Raw genomic sequence first — 20,449 nt, forward strand, 5'->3', positions numbered from 1 at the left:
CGTTTGATCGGTTTTTAGGACACTTTTTCTGACACGTAAGTACAAAATAGCAGGCCAGCATCACATCTCGACAACGCACAGTGCAGACCCCTCACCTTTTTTTTGTGAACGAGCATAGCGAGAAAAGTCACAATCGCTGCCACTCAGGAGGGTGATACTCAGAACAGCACTCATTCAAAGCACTCGCATTTCGGTTTCGGATTTTCGGATTGTTCCCGAAATCTTTTTGTTTTGTTGTCCTATTGAGGAGAATTCTGTCCTTACCAGCACGAGGCTTCCAACACCTTGCAGGGATTGTAACCCGATGTTTGTCGCAACGCGTGTTAGAGCACTACGTTGGGATAGCGGTTGCAATAAAGCCCTTTCGGCAAGTTAGATGGCCTTTTTCGCTACTTGAGTCGATGTGAGAAGCAATCGCGTGTAGCGCAGATTAGTAGTTGCATTTTGTGAAGACCCGTTAAGGAAGGCTGTCTAATCGGGTTCAGGTGAGATTTCCTTCCGGCGGCAGCTGCTGGCTATGGAAGTGTCCGGCCAGTAAACTAAATGGTGGTGGTTCGCTCGCGGCACCAATGCATTCCATCTTTTCGTCTTTCTCTGAGCGCCAATTCGTATCCAATACACCTCGTCTCTGATCTTATGCAGTGCAAGCTTCTAGGAGAATCGCATAATGATATCCGAATCCAAGCATGATCGTTGCCTCAGGATACTGGCTCATAATCTGTTGGCAGCTTGTGTGCTCTTATCGTGCGCCTCTTCTTCCTTGGCTGCAATTACGATCGACGTCGATGACGTGACATGGCCAACAGAGGGGACGGGCGTCGATATGGCCGAAGTTCTTACTGCCGATCTCACATCAAGCTTTAGCTGGCAATCAACCGCGGATCCTACAGACGTTCCCATAAGTCTTTCTCAAACGTTTCAGGTGACTACTGGCTTTGATCTAAACAGCATTTATATGAATTACAACAGCCTGAGTGACGGCACTCCTATCAACCTGGGGCTAGAGATCTACTCAGTTGCCGATGTCGGCGCGACCCTACTGGAAGATTCCAATGTAAATAACCTCCTCCTGACCGAAATGTTTGCTGCGCCTGACGAAGGTGGCAACACCATCATGAGACTCTTTCTGGATAGCCCACTTACGCTGCCCAGTACTGCAGGAACTGCCGGCTATGCTTTTCGAATTATTGACCAACCTCAAACAGATTTTGAGTGGAGGCGTTCGGGGAATTCGGCAGGCAATGTGTATGCGGGGGGATCGGGCTATATCGGTCCCGATGAGATAGAACCGCTGCTCGGGGGTAGAGATTTCTCCTTGGGCCTTTCTTCGCAAGCTTTGCCACCACCGCTGCCAATATTCGTGTCTGTTCAATCAGGCAACATCAATGATGCATCCACATGGAGTTCAGGGGCAGTGCCTGTCGCCACGCATGCTTACAACATTGTCGGTGGCCACACTGTTGCAGCGAACACCGCCAGCTTTTCTGGAGGCGAAGTGGTAGCTCAGAGCGGCGGAACGCTTGATGTTACTTTCGATGCGGCTGATATACCAGAAATGATCGTGGAAGCAGGGGGAACTCTCGTGAGCTCAGCATCCGGCGATTTCGCACTCGGCAAACTCTCGGCGACTCCCCTCAATGACCTTGATTTAGATGGATCTGCAAATTTTACGCCCGATGCCGGTTCAAGCGTCTTTATGGATGTTGATTTATCCGGTGAAGGCGTCGTCAATTTTCAAGGAAACGGTTCATCTTCGCATCTATGGCTTACCGCTACCGATGGCTTCAAGGGCACCGTAAATTTTAATGGCAATGGAGATGAAGTTCATTTCGAAGATGGTGAGGGAATTGGTGGAACGCTCGTAATGAACTCGACTGGGGCGAATCGGGTCGTTATCGATGGCAGCGCATCTTCGGCAGGCGGTACTTTCGCCTTTAATCAGCCAGGAGAGATCGAGCATAAATCGGACATCGCGACTGGGCGACTCCAGGGGCCTGACAAAATTGTCGCGAATGCGGAGGTGACGGTCAATTTGACCAATTCTCCTCCGGTTGACGAATTACGGCTATTCGTCACCCAAGGCTTGACGGGTTCTGCCAACATCATAGTAAACGGTACGGCAGCAGATCCGACCTTTGCGACACGAACCCGCAATGAATTTGAAATCGGCTCAACAGGTGAGCCTGAGACTCTGCCAGTTGATGACTACTCAGGTACGATTACCACCAACGACTATGTAGATGTAGAGATCCGTCGCAGCCAGCCTAATGCCCAAGTTGTAGTCAACAACAAGGGAACGCTTGAAATGGGGCACGAGTCCGTGACACCCGATCATAGCGTTGCAATCGGCGAAGTGGTTGTAAATTCCGGTGGGATCCTGGAAGTGGGGTATCAGGCGAAAGAGACAGGCGATTGGCGCTACCCCTACCAATTAACACTCACCGATAGCGGTACTCGTTCCGGCGATCTGACGCTTGCCAACGGCACTTTTACCCGTATGCAGGTAAATGGCACGGCAGCTGGGGAATTCGATTCGATTGTTGCAGATGGAACCATCACTCTCGATGGTACTCTGCAAATCTATGTCGATCCGGATAGTAGGCCTGGCCTGCCATTGGAGATCAATCCTGTGTACGACCCCATTGTCGGTGACACGTTTGACATTATCAACATCAGTGGAGGCCCTCTGCTGGCAGCAGACTTCGACGGCAGCGGAACAGTCGATGGACTTGATCTGGCGGATTGGGAAACGGCTTACGGTGTCGATGATAATGCCGATGCCAACGGAGACGGTCTCTCCAACGGACTGGATTTCTTGGCTTGGCAACTTCAATCTGGCGAGAGCAGCTCCGGTGGTAGTGGATCAATCGTGGGCACCTTCGATGGTTTTACCATCGTCGATCCGAAAGGAAAGATGGCAGGCTTAACGTTCCAGATCAATTATGTAAGCTCAACGCTGGTGCAGCTGGAAGTTATTTCGGTATCCATTCAGGCAGTTCCGGAACCCAACACTCTGGTAATGATGAGTATGGCGATTGTCTCTCTTGTTGTAAGGCGACGTCGCTAGAAGTGAGGTTTCTCACGTGTTGCACGGACAATGCTACAGGAGACATCCTATTCCAAAACGATCGATGGAAAGGAAGGATGAGTTAATCATGAGTAGAATGTCGAGAGTTTCTCAGAAGGCGTTTACCCTAGTTGAGTTATTGGTTGTGATTGCCATTATCGGCGTTCTGGTGGGGTTACTACTTCCAGCAGTCCAAGCAGCTCGAGAAGCAGCCCGCCGAACCACATGTCAGAACCAACTTCGACAACTCGGCCTGGCATGCCAGAATTACGCTGACACAAATGAGGGATTCCCCTCCTCGACACGAAATTTGAGCAATGATGCCGTTGGTCAACCTCGCTGGGGATACGCGGTTTCGCTCTTGCCGTTTATGGAGCAGGCAAATCTGTACGATAGGATCAATCCACTACTTAGCTGGGAAGAGGCGGATAACCTGAACCTTTTGCGCAGCACTGAGATGACCCAATTAAAGTGCCCCAGTTACCAACCAACACAAAGACTCAACTACGCCCCATCGGGTTCAACTGTCTGGGAAGACGGGCCGCATGCAATCCATTACATAGGCATCCTCGGAGCAAATGTCACCGAAGACCCCGTGATGCCTCCTCTGCTGTCTGATTGCGATGATCCGGGAAGCCCTTACACCATGCAGAAGGAGGAAGCTACTGGAAGAAGAGAGCCTGATTGCTTCTCTGGTGGTGGTGGGTTCTTTGCCAATAACGGCGTAATCACTCCCATACAAGGTGCCGATTTCCGTAGCATTGCTGACGGTACTACCAATACTTTTGTTATTGGGGAAAACGCTCACGGAGATCCGGACAGGCTTGTTAACCGTCCCTGGTGGGTAGGCGCGCATGTTAGGTATAGTTACTCGGCAAAGAACGTTACTTATCCAATCAACACTGCCCCTGAAGGTAACCTGCGAAACGATGTACCGTTCGGTTCGTCGCATCCGGGGGGGGCCCATTTCGCTATGGCGGACGCGTCAGTGCAGTTTCTTAGTGAAAACATTGAAATGAGAACACTCTTTTACTTTGCTTCTCGCCAGGCGGCAGAAGTCATTCCCGAGTTTTGAGAGATTGTGCTTGCCAAAAGAACGTAGATTCGCAGACGTAGTGAACGTTGATTGAAACCGAATTGATACATTTTTTCGTAAGAGAGCCAGAATGGGACAACTATGTCTGCAGCTGCAGCTACTCCGATCGTGGTGCGGCATTGTAACGGTTGCGTTTCTGGTATTACTCCCCGGTTGCGGGGGCTCTGGTCACGAGTTGAGCGTTGCCCCAGTAAGCGGAGTTGTGACACTCGATGGTGAACCACTTGCGGAGGGGTACGTATCGATCCTTGTTGGAAAGGGGCGGATGGGCAGAGGTGCAATTCAGTCTGACGGAACTTTTGTGATTGGCACGTACGGGGATGCTGACGGTGCACAAGTTGGCAGCCACACAGTTGTCATTAAACCAGTCCCACGAGACGAAGGTGGAGGAAAGAAGAACAGAGTTCCTATTCCGAAGAGATACGGTAAGTCGAATACTTCTGGGCTATCGATTGACGTGAAACCCGGAGAACAAAATAAACTTGTACTGGGACTCACGACTAAGGAGTGAATTCTTACCTACTACGCTGGAAATACTTGCTGGCTGTTAATGCTGTCTGAATGTGGTTAGTGTAAGACGGTAGTCGTAGAGGATGCGCGGTTGCACGTGACTTTGTGAGACTGAATGATCTCAGTGACATCAGTTTTTTGATGTGGAATTCGAGTTTTACCCGCAGAGATATTGTTTTTCTTGTCCTATTGGCCAGGTTTCGGTCCTGTTACTAAGGAAGTGAGCGCACACACTAGTGAGATCTTTCCACCTGGTTGAGTGTTCCTCATTTTCTTTGTGTAAAGGAGTTTTCTTTTCACGCGGAGATCATTCCGCTACTTTTTGGGAGGAGTACTAATGAAGCGACATCCTTATCAAGCGTCTTACCTGGCTTTCCTGGCGGTTCTCTTGCTAGCGGCAGACGCTAGTGCCACAAATGTAACCACCGCGCACGAACCTATTGTATGGTGGCCTGCCAGCCCTGAAGTTGAGACAGCTAACCCGAATATCCACTCTGTCACGCCGGATAGCACTAGCGGTGATCAGTTCGGCACCCTCTCGCAGACATTTCAAGTAAACGCAGATTTTGACCTGCGTTCCATCTACTTGAGATACAAGAACAACGACGGATTTACGGGAGACCTAACTGCAGATCTGACCATCTATGAAGTAGACGACGTGGTTCCAGGTACTCTTACGCTCGGAACACCAGTCCTGACTGAATCTGTGGTGTTTCCTGAACTGTTTAATAATGATACTTCGAATCGTATTGCCAGTATCGTCCTCGACACTCCTCAAACTATTTCGCAGAGAGACAGTGGAGTAACAGGGTATGCACTTCAATTGACTAACTTTGACTCGGTCGATAACCCCGGCGCGACAGGTGGGCTCGCTTGGTATCGCACCGGTAGCACTAGCAACAATACTTATCTTTTTGGAGCAGCCTATGAAGATAGCTCCCCAATAAATTCTGGACAGCGTGAGTTTTCTTTGGCTCTGTCCAGCCAACTTCCCGTACCCGAGCCTAGCACGTTGATGCTCTCAGCGCTACTTTCGCCACTGGCGCTGCTCTGCCGGCGACGACGTGTTTAGCTCAGCGTTTGGACTTCTAGTTCCCCTCACAGGCAACTTGATTTAGGTCTGTGAGATAGGTACATCTATTCAGACAACGGCTCGCGACGAGGGCAGGTCGCGTGCCGTTGCTTTTGATTTCTAAATCAGAGTTGCATGACCTTTCGAGGAATCGTCCAGGTGGCAATCGGATTGTGCGCGAAGGAATCACTATTCGTGGCGGGTCAGGTAAAGGGTTGGGACGTGGGCTGCTGGAGTAAGTGCGTAGCCCGAACGGAAGCAGGGCATCGGACGCGGACTCGAATGGGCTTCCTGCATCCAGCTTTGCAATCCACATTAGTCGGTTCGAGAAGTCGACCTCCTGCAGTTTGAGTTTCTTGCTTTGTGTGAGCGGTTGGGCAACCCGCTGGGTCTTGCAATCTGCACAAACGGCATGAGGTGATCTTCACCTTAGCAGAATATGCAAATTGCTTCGTGCGGCAGGAGCCCCCCACCGAAGTCACGAAGCTGATTCCCTCCCTGCTGGCCGTTGCACCAACGTCTGCAGGTTGCGTGAAACGCTAACTCGCGTCGCTGGTCACAAAGGTTGGGAACGGCAATTTGTTACGCGTGTTGGTGACGCTCATTGGCGCGAAGAGATTCCTTTCCACGCAAATCAATGATGTGCGTTGAACTCACAGAATATCTAGCTCAAGAAATTGCAAACAGTTGCACTGAAAGCTTGCCGCCTTGAAAGATAGCTCTTAGACCTGCCATACTCTAACCATCAACACCAAGAGCGGAATTGTACCCAACCTAGTGACTGGGCAAGCGCGTGGTGAAGAACCTCGGGGCCAGAGTAACCCGCCAAGTCCGACTCACCTTTCTGAGGCTACGGGAGGCGTCGCAGTGCCAAGCAGAAAGAAGCGGAAACGAGACCGTCGAAGGGCGGAGGCGACCGCAAGCTCCTCAAGAACGCATGGGGGCTGGGGGAACGGTTTGCCAGTAGATCGCGGAGACCTGCTCCTAGTTCGTAGAGCAATCCGATACGGATGGCCCGTGCCGCCTGAGGTCAGACAAGCCGTGGTCGATGATCTTTGTGCGAGTTTCGATAAGTGCAACGAAGACGATCGCTTCGCCATGGCCGTGTGCCGGACTGTGATCGCTATGGAAGGCGAGAACCAAGCGCTTGAGCACGCGGAACAAGATCGCACCTGGGCTACGGATTCACCACCCACCGCGAGTGGGTAGGAGGCTGCCTACAGGAGCTGCGCAGAGCCGCTCCAGACCGCTCAGCACTCTGATAGTACATCTCACACTCCTGCAGTGTACGGGCGGCTCTGACGCCCCTAGGCGGCGTCCCTCGCGTACCGCTTTGCGCGATCCGGCTCCATGTAAATACCGCGATTCCCCGATGTTTCTTGCATCCCGCTGCAACTGTTTGCAAGTGCATCGGCATTGGCTATATTGGGCCTAAACACCGAGGGAAACGCCAAAAACTCGTGGTTCTAAGACTATTTTTGCAAGCCGGAGGTTAGGGGTTCGATCCCCCTCGGCTCCACTTATATATTTTGGCTGGTTCATTTGGCTGGCTGTCCTTCTAGGCTGGCTATCTTCGCCGACTGCCTATTTCTACCGTCTCTTTGAGCGTCGGTCCCCGCTATCTGCGGCACCTAGTGCTATGGCGCGGGCTGTTTGACTATTGCTCTGCTAGGAAAAACGTCGATTTTTGGGTGCAAAAGCCGGATGTCTTCGGGGGTTTTTTTCTGTCGTACTGAGGTGGCCCTCTACAACGACCAGTACGGCACGAGCGTCACCCCGGGGACCGGGGATGAGTTTGTAGGTGGTTAGGCGAGCAAGCGAGAAACTGCCGTAGCGGACCAAGCCTTGCCGCGGCGCGGGCACGAAGTGGTACGAATCGACGCTGAATCCGGTCGCTACCGTCCTAATCTTCTTCGTGCAGCTAGAGCACGGAAACACGACCATCGTGCACTTGTCGCACCTTGCATCCTAGTGACTGAAGGATGAACTAGATTATCAGAATTGCACTCCAGGAATTCAGTACGCAAGAATTGAATCTAGTGGCTAGAATTGTAGATGCGGTTACCCCGTTACGATGAAATCGGCTGGGGCGGGAAATCTCGCCCATGCTACATCTCAACTCTGTCTCTCAACTTTGCTTTTCATCGCAAGTCACAGGCCCAGCTAATAGTGAAATCCATGTCAGCATTCGGCTCGCTTCGAGAATACGTAACCATTGCCTTGGTCGTAGCAGGAGTCTTCATGGCGTTTGCAACCGAGCAAGCGACGGCCGTGGTCATTTTTACAAACGACTTTGAAGATGATCCGGTCGGCATCTATACCGTTGGCAATCTAGAAGACGACTGGAACGGCACGACTTCCAACAACGGTGTAGACGAGGGGCGCGTAGCGATCACCGACGATGCCAATGCCTATGGTACGAAGTCGTTGGTGGTGAAGTATCCCCAGGGTGAATCCAACAATGGGAAGTCGCAGTGGAAAGTGCCTTTGGGTACCGACTACGAGGAACTGTTTGTGAGCTACCGCATCCGCTTTGATGACAACTTCAACTTTGTGCGTGGGGGGAAACTGCCAGGTTTCAGCGGCGGTGCGGACAACACGGGTGGCAACAAGCCGACTGGCTTTGATGGCTGGAGCGCAAGAATGATGTGGCGAACTAATGGCTCGGGAGGATCGCCGCAGGGTGATACCACGGTGGCCAAGATCGTGCAGTACGCTTATCATCCGGACCAACCGACGGAATTCGGTGAAGACCTACGCTGGGACGACAATACCGCTGGCCAGTGGCAGGAGTTTGAGTCTGACCAGTGGTACCACCTGCAACATCGCGTGGTGATGAACACGCCCACGCAGCACGATGGTATCGTGCAGGCTTGGCTAGATGGGGAAATGGTCCTCGACAGACAAGACATCCGCTGGCGCGATACAACTGCTTTCGGAATCGACAATTTTTACTTTAGCACGTTCTTTGGTGGCAGTAGTACTATTTGGGAAGCCAGCAAGGATGAGTTCGTTTACTACGACGACTTCATCATCTCCACAGAGTTTATCGGCTCCCCCGGTGACTTCGACCTCGATGGCAATATTGATGGTGATGACCTCACCGAGTGGCAAGCTGCTTACGGCATTACCGATGCTGCGGACGCCGATAGCGATTCAGATTCCGATGGCAGCGACTTTCTCACCTGGCAACAAGCATATGTGGGTGCACCGCAACTCAGCGCCGTGCCCGAACCGACTAGTGCAGCGCTTCTGCTTTTACTTCTTGGTGCCGGATTTTGCTCGCGAGCCCTACACAGCTGAGCTTTGCGATTTAGCCTTGCGCCAGAATTGCACGGCCAGCACTAGCAAGATGTATGCGCCGGCGAACGCGAGCCCCTTGTAGCCGGCGTGCTTCATGATCGCTGAAATGCCCGCACCCGTGGCTGCCAGGGCGGCAACGGCCATGAGCGCGTTCCACACAATCCGTTTCCCGCCGCGGGGGCGTTCTTTGCCGAGCAACAACTCCTGGTTCATGAGCAAGTAGAACGTAACGTACGCAACCGGCAACAACATGGCACCGTAAACGCCTGCCACAATGGTAAGCCACGCCTTGGTTTCGTTAGCCCAGATCAACGGCCACAGCACTCCATTAGCCGACGCTAAGCAGCCGATGCGGAACAACCAACCGATGGGTGGACGATCGGCGAGCTCGCAGATGACAAACCCGGAGATCAGCATCATCAATGAGATGGAAGAAAGCGTCATGCCCACAACACCGACGCCAAATACGATGTTGGAGAACAGCCGGCCCCCGCTGCCTTTGCCATCGGAAAATAGTGTCTCGAGCGATTTCGCGAGGTCATAGGTGTCTCTCTTTACGAGCATGGCCGCGAGTTGCTGCTCTGGCAGCGAAACTTCCTCGGGGAGTTCTCCTGCAGAGAGTGATTCTGAAGACTGCCGCATTTCGAGTAGCTTGCCGTACTTTTCTTCCATGTGCTCAGGCACCTCGATGGTCGTCCCCTGCGCCGTTGCGCCTTCGGGTAGTTGAGCATGAAACTGCGTCGCCGCTGCGATCACGATGCACCCTGTGGCAAGGACGAAGGGTATAAACGTGCCGGTGGCCATATCGAAGATTGTCATGCCGCGAAAGTCTTTTTTCCAGCCCCGCGATAGCAGGTTGTAGGGAAGCAAGAAGGTCATGTTGATTCCTACCGCAGCCGAGCCAGCGCTAATCATTACGTCACGCTGCTGACTCACGATGTAGTCATACCAGTAGGTTCGCGCAGCCGGATCTGCAATGGCATCTAGAAAGGGTGAAAAGGCTTCTGAGGGGGCGTACAAGTGGTGCAGTTTGGGGATCATGCCGGAGAGTACGCCAGCCCAATCTACTCCGTCGCCAATCATGGCCATGCGCGCAACGACGCCAAAGAAACAGACTACAATCACTGCAACAACGACTTTTAGTAGCCCCTCATACAGTTTTATTCCGAAGCTACCGCTGCCATAGCTCCAAGTTACAGATGTGCACAGTACGAGAATGGCGATTGACACTACCCACTTGCCCAAATTGGGGTAGTTTGCCGTTGGAGCGAGCAGCCCATCGCCTGAGAAAACCTCAGGAAACAGGTTTTGTTCTGCCACTGCAAAGCACAGCGAGTACTGCGGCATCGACCACACCATGTTCGCCATAAGTGCGGCGATCAGCCACGACCAGCCGAGCACCGGGTTGATGTGTTTGTTGATCGAGCGGAAAGGCCGCTCACCCGTCGAAAGTGTCACATAGCTGATTGCGCTAAGCATGATGACGCCCAGTGCCATGGCAAACGGCTGAAGCCAGATCATGCTAACTCCAGCGAGTGCGCCGAGATACAAACTGCTACCCATCGTGCCGCCACCCAGGGTCAGAGCACTTTGCATCCATCCGGGACCAGACAGCTTCGTGAAGGCTCCAAGCGTAGCGAGCTTGCCGCGTGAGCGAGCCGATAGGATTGTTTGGCGATCGCGTTCGACGTCTCGGAGGCTTGAGTCGTCAGGGTTTCCATCAGGCATTTCAGACTCAGGAGAATCAGGTTGAGGAGGTCAGCAGTCCGTAGCAGCCTATGCCGGCCATGACCAAGGCGAACAGAACAATCAGGCCTAAAACAATATTCTCAGTCCAACGGTTGCAATGCTCGCCCATGACGGCGGGCTTGTTGAGCAAGTAGAAAAGGCAGATCACCGTAGTAGGCAAGAGCACCGCCCCGAGAGCTTGGGAGGCGAGCATGATCCACACGGGCCGCGCATGAAAGATTGGCACGACAAGCCCGAGCGTCGCCATGCCGGCAACCAGCCAGCGGTCGACAGACGTGGTAACTTCCGCTCCCTCACCGCGATAGTCACGTCGAAGCCAAGCGAACGCGACCACATTGGGGGCCTGCGAGGAAACTCCGGCTGCAGTAATGCCGATCACAAAGATCACGACCGCCAAACTGCCGGCTAACGGCTTGAGCAGTGGGATCATTTCCTTCGCATGCTGCAAGGAAGCTCCTTTAGCGTGTAAACTCCCCGCTGCTGAGGCCATGATCGCACCACTGATCACGAAGATGAGCACGGAGCTAATCGCTGCATCGCGTTTCTGTTGCTTCAAGTCTGTAATACTCCAGTTTTGTTCGCGGACTAATAGCGAGCGGAAGAATAATACGATCGGCGCCACAGTCGTGCCCACCATGCTCGCGGCTACCAGAAAACCAGACGAGCCGTTGCCGTCACTGGTATCCTGTGGAATGCGCGGCACGAATCCTGCTGCGATATCACTGAACGCAGGCATGGTGAGCGCTGCATTGGCAAGAAAGCAAACTCCCATGATGCCAGCGAGAGACGCGAGCAGCACTTCAAAGCTCTTTGTGTTCCCTCGCCAGAGGGCAATAACAATGCGCACGCTTATCAGCGCCGCCCAAACCAGCGCGGGAATGGGGTAGGGGCTCCAGCTCGTAGACCATTCTTCCAACACTTCCGCAATGATTCCCATGACGCCCATGATGCTACCGCTCACGCATACTACCAGCGCGATCAAGATAAACAGGGATACGCCCGGGTGAATGTGCAGCTTGATGGCTTGCAATGCCGTAAGCCGACTTATCGCTGTCAGCTTGCCGAATGCAGTGAACAGCACATACGAGGCAAGGCAGGAAAGCAGCAAAGCCCACAGCAAGCTCATGCCGTGATCGGCCCCGGCCTTCACCATCGAGGTGACGCTACCTGTGCCGATCGTGAACCCGACGAGGAACAAGCCGGGGAGTGCCGAGCGGAAGGTGCGGAGTAGAGATTGGATCAAGAGAAGCGACTCGGGGGTCGGCGTTTATATTGGTAGACGTGACCTAACAAACGGTTTGCATGCCCATGCCGCCGTCAATGGCGACGGACTCGCCCGTTTTCAATTGGTTGGTCGTGAGCGAGCGCACCACTTCGGCCACATCTTCGCTGGTGCCCTCGCGATGCAACTGAATACGATTGGCGAGGTCGTATCTCGGTTGATCGGTGGTCATCTTTTCGTGGAAACGCGTGCGAATGATGCCCGGATTCGCGTGTATGTTGTCGCCTGCCAGGTCGGGGGCCAGCTTACGTGTAAAATGGTAAGATGGCACCTTTGACTGTGCCGTAGGCTAACTCAGCCACTCGCGTAGCACCTTCAAGTCGCGACGCAGAGCATCGATATTCGCCTGGGTGCCTTCCTTGCCGAGGTACTCCACGTGCAGCGAGATCGGTCCTTGGAAGTTGTCCTCTTGGACCAACTCGAAGAACTTGGGATCCACGCGACCGGTGCCCAGGGGAACGTGCTTCGCTTTCTTGCCATCCCACTGGAAATCTTTCACGAATAGCGCACCGATGTGCGGCTTCATGATGTCATAAAGCACAGGCCAAGAGAGTCCGGCTTCGATTGTCGCGTGACGAATGTCGAACGCACTGCCGACTTGGTCCTTGGGGATGCCTTGCAGCAGCGAATGCAAATCCCACAGCGTCGCACCCACAAACTTTGCATCGGAATGGTTTTGATACAACGCGCCAATACCCAGCTGACGATTGAAGTCCGCAAGCTCTTCGACTTGTGGGCGAATGGCGTCGAGCTGCGGCAGGATCGGCTTCTTTAGGTCGTACTGGTAGAAACCCATACGGTAGCTCTTGATTCCTAAACCTGCTGCGGTTTGGAGAACCTTTTCAGTCAGCGGCTGCTGCGGGTTCAGCACGTCTGAGGCCATCGTGGTGACTTCAAGATCCCGTTTTTTGAGCGCCTCAACCAGCTTAGGCAGGTCCTCTTCAACACGCTCTGGCTGGACGTGCCCCTTGTTACGCACGGTTGCCTCAACGCCCACGAAGCCCAGTTCGGCAATCGTGTCCGCGAGCTCGTCGTAAGAGAGATCTTGCAGGAACTTCTCGAAAGCACAGATCCGATAGCTGCCGACGTTAGTCGCTGAAACGCTGGCGGATTCCTTCGCTAAGGTATCGCTTGCTACGCTTAGCGGCCCTGCCAAGGCTACGGCACCGGCGGAAAGGACACCCTGGGAAATAAACTGGCGACGCTCTAGGTGACGACGCTCCATGGACTGGATATCGGACATAGTGACTCTGCGTTGAAGGTGCGAGGAGTTTACGCAGACGCATTGGCTGCGATTTGCTTGTGGCTGATTCTTATGACGAATCCCTTGCGATTGGCTATTGCCACACTAATGCAACTTAACAGGCAAACGAGTGCGAAGAGAGCTAAAAAAACGGCAGCCGATTCAGAAATTTTGACAGCAGCAGTCCCGCCTACTCCTGCACGTCTTGGCCACTCTAGGTGAGCTCAGACTTATCGTAGGGTACTATCCTCACCACGAGAAATGTAGAAAATACGGATGCAAATGCTGAAAAACAGGATTCCCTCAGCTAGTATCTACTGTAGATTCGGCGCATCTTCTCCTTTCTCGCGTTCCTACCATGGCGGATGGACGATCGTGGCTTCAGGCAAAATCCCACACGTGGCACTACTCATCGAAACCTCGCGCGAGTACGCGCGCGGCCTCTTGCGTGGCGTCGCCCGCTACCACCAAGAACATGGACCCTGGTCCATATACTTCGAACCTCACGGCCTGAACGACCCAGCCCCTACTTGGCTAAAGAACTGGCAGGGCGATGGCATCTTGGGTCGCATCCAAGACCGGCACATGGCCGACGCGATTATCGAATCGGGAATTCCTGCCGTCGATCTGCGCGGCGTGCATCCCGATCTGGAATTCCCATTTATCGGTGTCGATAACCGGCCCGTGTCCGAACTCGCTTTTGATCACCTCCAAGATTGCGGACTTCGGCACTTCGCATTTTGTGGTACGCCGCGCGGCGAGAATCCGAACCAAGACCGGCGCTGCGATTACTTTGTCGATCATGTTGAGCAGGCCGGCTTCCAGTGCCAGGTATTCCTCGACGAGCAAAAGCCTGGAAGCTCAATGAGCTGGGAGCGTCAACAGGAACGCATTGCCAAGTGGCTCGTCAAATTGCCCAAGCCGGTTGGAATCATGACGTGCCACGACGATCGTGGGCATCAGGTTCTCGATGCGTGTCGTCGGGCGGAACTGCGGATCCCCGATGAAGTCGCCGTGCTGGGGGTCGATAACGACGTGTATCTTTGCAAGTTGGCGACACCTCAATTGAGCTCCATCGATGTGAACCCCAGTCGTATTGGCTATGAGGCCGCAGCGCTACTGGCTCGAATCATGGATGGCGAGAGTCCTCCGACTGAGCCCGTACTACTTGGTCCCCCGCGGGGCGTGGCGGCTCGGCAATCGACCGACATGCTTTCGGTTGAGGACGAGGAGGTTGCTATCGCCATTCGTTACATTCGTGAACATGCCATCGAAGGCATCAAGGTGAGCGAAGTCGTCCGTCGTGCCAAGAAGTCTCCGAGCACGCTCGAACGCCGCATAAAGCGGCTTCTTGGTCGTACGATCAAAGCAGAAATCACGCGTGTGAAGCTAGTTCGTGCCAAACGCCTGCTAAGCGAAACGGAACTACCAATCGCTAAGATTGCCATCCGCAGTGGCTTTAGCGAGCCGAAGTACTTTTGCGATGTGTTCCGCAAGAACGAGGATATGACTGCGACGGCTTATCGGAACAAGTTCCGCGATTTGGAGTGAGCCCAGCGACAGAAATTGCCGTACTTTCCGCGACAAACAAAAAAAAGCCCGACCCCAGCTAGCTGAGGTCGGGCTTGCGTAGTTAATGGATTAGACTCTTGCCTACTTGCGACGAATAGCAGGAATCGCAAACATCGCACCCATCAGCAGAATCATGCTCGAAGGCTCAGGAACTTGCGAGAACTCGATCTTGATGTTCGAGAAATCGATACCGTTGTCAGCATCACCTGCGGAGTTTGACGAACCAAACTTGTTCGAGTTCGTGTGGAAACCGAGGAAGCCAAATGAGTCCGAGTCGAACTCATCGGTTGTCGTGTGACTTGCACTGAATGCTCCGCTTGTACCAACGCTCGTACCGGACAATGTTGCTGTCAGTTCAAATTCGGTTGCACTGATGCGAGTGACCATGAACGAGCCCTCGTAATCCGTGTTTGGAGAGAACGTGTAGCCCACGTCCGGACCACTGCTTGGCACACTGTCAAAGCCCGATGTTGTAGCCATCAGGCGACCTGTTCCGGTAACCGTGTTGCTAGCGTGTGCGCGGAAGTTTAAGTCCGACTCGGTGGCATTGGCTGCTTCTCCGTCGTTGAAGACGTCCATATCAAGCATGTAGCCTGGTATAGCTAATGTGCCGGGTCCACCAACAGCTATTCCCCAGCCGTAGAGATCGTTAGGGCTGCCGGAAGAAGCACTTATATCTGCATCGAGTCCAGCGCGACCCAAGGTGTCGTATAAGCCGATTCGAAGAGCACTGCCATTGCCGCCCGAAGTGTCAATGGTCGCAGGCGTGGTAAAGCTGTAGCTCGCCTTGAGACTGTCGCCGATATTCGTAAGTGATTGTGTTGGGAAGACTGTGTGAATACCTCGACCCGAGGTGCCAGTTACCAAACCGAGCGAACCGACCGAGATTTCCTTTCCTGAACTGGAAGAAGAGGTCCACCAGTTGGTGTCCAGAGCGCCGGTCTTGGCGAAATCGCCATCGGCAAAGCTATCGTCGACGATCGTGGTCGTCGCAGCTCGTAGAGAAGTGGCGAGCATGCATACAGCGATGCAAGCCGCCAACGACAAAAAGAAACCCCTGCGTTGTGCACTCATTAGAACAATCTCCCTTGGAACATGAGAAAACAAGACCGTGTGAATCGCATATGCGAACACACGTGGCCACAGATCTGTGAAAAACCTCCCCCAGACGCGGCTTCCGATAAGCTTCCCTTTCATTAAGTGCTGCAGCTCGGAATGCAGCAATCCAATTTTACAGATTGGTACTCCGATTTTCCCGTTATTTCCCGCTAAACATCGTCGCCCAGTGCCTTCCAGTCGAGAACTTCCCCTGCATCCACTGCACCCGCGAGGAGAACATGCGCAATTACTAGCCTCAACAGGGCCAAGATTATGATTCACCGCAATTCCAGGCACTAGATTAGCAGCGGAGCCCCTAGCGGCAATCAATTGAAAGGGCGAATCTGCCACTGTCCGCCCCGTGAAATACAGGAATCTGCTGACTTGTTTTCTGTATAATAATCGGAAGCGCAATCCGTGTAATTGGATTGCTGCTTTTGTAGTATTCAAGCAATCTAAGGGTACGGAAATTATCTTCTCCTGTAACTTCTCCTGGACAGAGTTCTACGCAGATTAAATCAGTTGTCAGCCTGGGTGCGTCTTGTCGTCTCCTGGTGTCGAGCTGAATCCGAATTTGCACCTATACTTTGAAAGGCTTTTCCCGATGCGCGTAATTCACACTCCGATTCTGAAATTCTCTGGTGTCGTCCTCCTCGCGGTCGTTGCATTCGCCGCCGTCACACCTACGCAGGCGTTGGCTGGTGTCGTCATTTACGATGGCTTCGGCGATGGAGACATCAATAACGATGGCTTGGCATTTGAGGGTGACGACGTGTACGGCGACTACATACCCTTCTATGACACTGTGAACATGGTGCAAAATGATTCACCTGCTATCTATGCCCCTAACACGATGGTTGTCGGCCCTGATATTACCGACAGTGTGTACGATGCCAGTGACACAGGAATTCGTTGGCTGACAACAGCCGGTTTCGGGTCTACTGGTTCGGGATCGCCATCGGCTCAGGCAAGGATCATCAACGACTCGGCAGGTTATCTCCCCGAGACAGTTGGCAATCAAGGGTTCTTGAACACGATCCCGAGCACCAACGAAATCCAGCATGTCCCAGCTCTTGGCAAAGGTTACGCGCTCACCGCTGAGGTGAGAGGGCGTGGTCGTTCCTTTAGTGGATTTTTCGAAACCGATGGCGACTACTCCAACGGCAAGCAAGGCACTATCGAACTTGGCCCCAAAGTGGGTGACGAGGTTAAAGTTAGCTTTGATTTTCGAGTGTGGATGAGCGCCCCGAACTACAACGGAGCCAACGCAACGAATCAAGTCCCCGATTTTGGTCAACTGCGATTCGGTTTGTACGAGGATACTGATAACGAGTTGGGGCAAAGCAACGCGTTCGCAGGCCTCGGTTTTACCCCAGCAGTTTGGGGCTTAGAGAATGGGTTGTTCCGGGGCGACCTTGCGGTGTTTGGCGGTGGCAATCGGCCCGATGGAAGCGGTGACGCGGGCTGGTACGTGCGGCTTCCGTTGCAAGATGAGGCTAGCACCAGAACGGACATCGACTTAATGACCGGCATCGATCAGCAAGCCAATGGTAATTATGCTCGCATCAACGAAGAGACCAATGAGGGGGACGCCGAAGAGTGGCTGTCGGGTACTGATAATCAGACAGTAGCCTTGCCAGACGATGAAGCGCCGGTCCCTGAATTCCTCAACATGTCCAACACCAGTCGCTACAATATTTCACTCTCTCTGGAGCGTTTTGACGAAACGGGCGGTAGTACCGATCCGATGGTTGATGGCGATAACATCAGAGCCACGGTGACCGTCACCGACCTTGATGATCCTGCTGAGACTTACTCACTCAGTGGCTTTGATTCACTGAGCGAAGGTATCCTCTCAGCTGGATTTTCTAGCGAAAAATGGGATTACTTTACTATGGCGCTCGCCGGTGCCTCGGACTCAGATGAGTTCGATTTTCTGATCGACGATTTCACTGTTGAGGTGAACGGTAGCAATGCCCCTGAGGGTGGAATTGATACCGAGCCAGATGGTGATGTGGATGGTGCGGACTTTCTGAATCTTCAAGTCAATGATTCGAGCCTCATCCCTGACTGGCAAGCAGGCTACGGTGCACCACCAGCAACCGCCAGTGCAGGAGCGGTCCCTGAACCCTCATCACTCATCAGCTTCTGCCTCGGCACCTTGCTCTTGATGGGCACTCGCCGTCGTCAACATTGAGTCGCCCCAATACGAGGCGACTGTGTTGGATCCAACTCCGCACCTACCACGTTAGTTGCGACTCGGTAGAAAACACGAATTGAACCCGCATCCTTAGCCAAGGATGCCAACAAAGGATTAACCATGAAGAAATCCAAAGGCTTTACGCTCGTCGAATTGCTTGTCGTGATTGCGATCATTGGTGTATTAGTTGGCTTATTGCTACCCGCTGTGCAGGCTGCGCGTGAGGCCGCGCGGAGGATGACTTGTCAGAACAATCTCAAGCAAGTTGGGCTCGCCGATCTCAATCGCGAAAGTGCCGTTGGTCATTTGGTCCCTGCTCGCCTGGGTCCGGATTCGACCAGCTCAAAGGAGATGGCGCATTTAACAACTGCCGTGGGTCGCTCTGGTGCGAGCGGCTTTGTCTTGCTGCTCCCGTTCCTCGAGCAAGAAAACCTTTTCGACCGGTTGGACATTTACAACAACGAGAGCATCTGGCCAGCCAAAGACTATAGCTCCGGGGTGTGGAGAACCGATGCGCGTGAGGAGGCGATGTCTGAAGTGGTTGGATTCTTCGTTTGCCCCTCTGAGGGAAGCGAGTCGCATTTAGAAACTTATACGGGTTCCGGACCAGCGCCCGCTGTTGGGTCTTACGCATTTAACGGCGGACACCGAGGTGGCAATGGCAACAGCCTGTATAGCTCAGTGAATGCATGTATGGTGAAGCATCATAATACGGGTCCGCATCTGTATTACACGAAAGTCAAACTCAAACAAATTCAAGATGGCACAAGCAATACCTATTCTGTGGGTGAAGTCATCGAGACATCCGTTGGGGTAATGAATCCAGATGATGCAGCACTGGTAGTCGACTCACGAAATGTTTGGACTAATACGCTTCGTTATCTCGACAGTTTTCGATTCACTGCCGTAGCACTGAACTCACCGCCATGGGCTGAAGCAGTCGTCCTCGATGAAAACCAAAAGGCGAACGGCGCGTTTGCTAGTCGTCATCCTGGGGGTGCTCATTTTGTCTTGGTGGATGGTCATGTCGAGTTTGTTAGCGAATCGATTGATTTCCAACTGTATCAGAACATGTCGACCATCGATGGCGATCCTACCGTGACTGATACGGGAGGGCCGTTCCCGACTCCTCCGCAGATTGATGTGGACGACAAAGAGTTCTGCGCTGGCGATTGACGCAACCATAACTGGAATTTTAGAAGTCACTGCAAGACCCGTGAACTGCGTGAAATCATGAAACAGAAGAGCGACGCAAATTGCCTATTCTGGACTGTCTTTGTGTCTTTGCTTTTCTGCTCATTCACAGCGGGGTGTTCACGGAACAATCGAAATGAGGGACGTGTCCCCGTTGCGGGTGTGGTACTTCTTGACGGCAGCCCACTAGAGAGTGGATCCATTCGATTCGTTCCCACCGGCGGAAGACCTGTTTCGAGTCCCATCGGTAAAGACGGGTCGTTCAAGTTGCAAGAACTCTCCGTCTCTAACCCTGACAATGAACTAGATATCTTACCCGGGCGCTACCAAGTTGCTGTTTCAGCGTCTGAAATGATTGGCGAAGAGGCAAAAGAGATGCGCTGGCTAGCGCCAAGCCACTACGCAGATTATCGAACTTCTGGAATAGAAGTAGAGATCGTATCAGCCAAGAGCGATTTGCAAATTGAGCTGAGCCAGGTCGTCAGAGAGTTCCCTGAACAATCTGAAGGAGCGGTTGAGACAGAACCAATTGCTACTGGAATCAATGAAGCGCCCAACAAGCAGAAAAATCAAAAGGAGCTGCAAGAAAAATGATAGGAGAAACGCAACTTCATTCCCGAGACTCGTGCCTAGCAGGTCTGACAACTCCTAGAACGGCGGCGGCCCTGCTTTCATTAGGTCTATTGCTCTCCGTGGGGTGCGATGATGGTCGACCAGAACGAGTGCAGGTCTCGGGGCAAGTGCTTATCGACGGGCAGCCCTTGAAATCAGGCAACCTGAAATTTGTGCCCGAAGGTGCGCGGCCTTCGACTGGCCGATTAGACGATCAGGGAAGATTCAAACTCACGTGCTACGACGGTAATGATGGTGTGGTTCTTGGGACCCACCGTGTGCAAGTTTCCTCTTACGAATTAGCAGGCCCGGCAAAGGTCCGGTGGCTTGCGCCGCCGCAATACGCAGACTTCCGCACTTCTCGGTTGAAGTACGAAATCACTGAAGCGACCGATGACCTAAAGATCGAACTCACTTGGAACGGCGGCAAGCCGTTTGTCATGAAATAGTT

Annotated in this window: 16 protein-coding genes; 11 read left to right on the forward strand and 5 right to left on the reverse strand. The window is 53.1% G+C overall.

The features are described 5' to 3' along the window. Positions 1 to 667 precede the first annotated feature (667 nt). The 6 genes from HG15A2_RS15510 to HG15A2_RS15535 all read left to right on the forward strand — a co-directional run bounded on the left by HG15A2_RS15510 (position 668) and on the right by HG15A2_RS15535 (position 9,048). The gene (locus tag HG15A2_RS15510; protein WP_145061092.1) at positions 668 to 3,067 is read left to right on the forward strand and encodes a PEP-CTERM sorting domain-containing protein; all 2,400 of its coding nucleotides are present in this window, start codon (positions 668 to 670) and stop codon (positions 3,065 to 3,067) included. An 88-nt stretch (positions 3,068 to 3,155) separates the two neighbouring features. Then, the gene (locus HG15A2_RS15515; protein WP_218932005.1) at positions 3,156 to 4,142 is read left to right on the forward strand and encodes a DUF1559 domain-containing protein; all 987 of its coding nucleotides are present in this window, start codon (positions 3,156 to 3,158) and stop codon (positions 4,140 to 4,142) included. Between the two features lie 91 nt (positions 4,143 to 4,233). Continuing rightward, positions 4,234 to 4,674 (forward strand): hypothetical protein, encoded by a 441-nt coding sequence (locus tag HG15A2_RS15520; RefSeq protein ID WP_145061094.1) that lies wholly within the window; start codon positions 4,234 to 4,236, stop codon positions 4,672 to 4,674. 336 nt (positions 4,675 to 5,010) lie between these two features. Next, complete coding sequence (locus HG15A2_RS15525) at positions 5,011 to 5,745, forward strand: hypothetical protein (RefSeq protein ID WP_145061095.1); 735 nt, start codon at positions 5,011 to 5,013, stop codon at positions 5,743 to 5,745. A gap of 867 nt (positions 5,746 to 6,612) precedes the next feature. Continuing rightward, positions 6,613 to 6,954, forward strand: coding sequence for a hypothetical protein (locus HG15A2_RS15530; RefSeq protein WP_145061096.1), 342 nt, complete (start codon positions 6,613 to 6,615; stop codon positions 6,952 to 6,954). 969 nt (positions 6,955 to 7,923) lie between these two features. Further along, positions 7,924 to 9,048 (forward strand): polysaccharide lyase, encoded by a 1,125-nt coding sequence (locus HG15A2_RS15535; RefSeq protein ID WP_218932006.1) that lies wholly within the window; start codon positions 7,924 to 7,926, stop codon positions 9,046 to 9,048. Here HG15A2_RS15535 and HG15A2_RS15540 read toward each other — a convergent pair. The 4 genes from HG15A2_RS15540 to HG15A2_RS15555 are packed head-to-tail and all read right to left on the reverse strand — an operon-like array spanning position 9,037 to position 13,322. After that, positions 9,037 to 10,776 carry a hypothetical protein gene (locus tag HG15A2_RS15540; protein ID WP_145061098.1) on the reverse strand — a complete coding sequence of 580 codons (1,740 nt, stop codon included), beginning with the start codon at positions 10,774 to 10,776 and terminating at the stop codon, positions 9,037 to 9,039. The genes HG15A2_RS15535 and HG15A2_RS15540 overlap by 12 nt on opposite strands. A 16-nt stretch (positions 10,777 to 10,792) precedes the next feature. After that, positions 10,793 to 12,040, reverse strand: coding sequence for an NRAMP family divalent metal transporter (locus tag HG15A2_RS15545; protein WP_145061099.1), 1,248 nt, complete (start codon positions 12,038 to 12,040; stop codon positions 10,793 to 10,795). A gap of 43 nt (positions 12,041 to 12,083) precedes the next feature. Next, positions 12,084 to 12,350: an SDR family oxidoreductase gene (locus tag HG15A2_RS15550; RefSeq protein WP_145061102.1), complete on the reverse strand. Its 267-nt coding sequence runs from the start codon at positions 12,348 to 12,350 to the stop codon at positions 12,084 to 12,086. A gap of 18 nt (positions 12,351 to 12,368) precedes the next feature. Continuing rightward, on the reverse strand, positions 12,369 to 13,322 hold the full coding sequence (locus tag HG15A2_RS15555; protein WP_145061104.1) for a sugar phosphate isomerase/epimerase family protein: 954 nt from the start codon (positions 13,320 to 13,322) through the stop codon (positions 12,369 to 12,371). A 375-nt stretch (positions 13,323 to 13,697) separates the two neighbouring features. Here HG15A2_RS15555 and HG15A2_RS15560 point away from each other — a divergent pair, with 375 nt between their 5' ends. Next, positions 13,698 to 14,873: an AraC family transcriptional regulator gene (locus tag HG15A2_RS15560; protein WP_218932007.1), complete on the forward strand. Its 1,176-nt coding sequence runs from the start codon at positions 13,698 to 13,700 to the stop codon at positions 14,871 to 14,873. 102 nt (positions 14,874 to 14,975) lie between these two features. On the opposite strand, the gene HG15A2_RS15565 is transcribed toward HG15A2_RS15560, so the two are convergent. Beyond that, positions 14,976 to 15,968 carry a PEP-CTERM sorting domain-containing protein gene (locus HG15A2_RS15565; protein WP_145061108.1) on the reverse strand — a complete coding sequence of 331 codons (993 nt, stop codon included), beginning with the start codon at positions 15,966 to 15,968 and terminating at the stop codon, positions 14,976 to 14,978. A gap of 628 nt (positions 15,969 to 16,596) precedes the next feature. On the opposite strand from HG15A2_RS15565, the gene HG15A2_RS15570 reads away from it, so the two are divergent. The 4 genes from HG15A2_RS15570 (at position 16,597) to HG15A2_RS15585 (ending at position 20,447) form a co-directional block, all read left to right on the forward strand. Then, complete coding sequence (locus tag HG15A2_RS15570) at positions 16,597 to 18,189, forward strand: PEP-CTERM sorting domain-containing protein (protein ID WP_145061110.1); 1,593 nt, start codon at positions 16,597 to 16,599, stop codon at positions 18,187 to 18,189. Between the two features lie 123 nt (positions 18,190 to 18,312). Continuing rightward, on the forward strand, positions 18,313 to 19,368 hold the full coding sequence (locus tag HG15A2_RS15575) for a DUF1559 domain-containing protein (protein WP_145064095.1): 1,056 nt from the start codon (positions 18,313 to 18,315) through the stop codon (positions 19,366 to 19,368). A 285-nt stretch (positions 19,369 to 19,653) separates the two neighbouring features. After that, positions 19,654 to 19,980: a hypothetical protein gene (locus HG15A2_RS15580; protein WP_145061112.1), complete on the forward strand. Its 327-nt coding sequence runs from the start codon at positions 19,654 to 19,656 to the stop codon at positions 19,978 to 19,980. Continuing rightward, complete coding sequence (locus HG15A2_RS15585; protein ID WP_145061114.1) at positions 19,977 to 20,447, forward strand: hypothetical protein; 471 nt, start codon at positions 19,977 to 19,979, stop codon at positions 20,445 to 20,447. The genes HG15A2_RS15580 and HG15A2_RS15585 overlap by 4 nt, the downstream gene beginning before the upstream one ends. The last annotated feature ends 2 nt before the right edge of the window (positions 20,448 to 20,449 follow it).

The organism is Adhaeretor mobilis (assembly GCF_007741515.1).
GTDB lineage: Bacteria > Planctomycetota > Planctomycetia > Pirellulales > Lacipirellulaceae > Adhaeretor > Adhaeretor mobilis.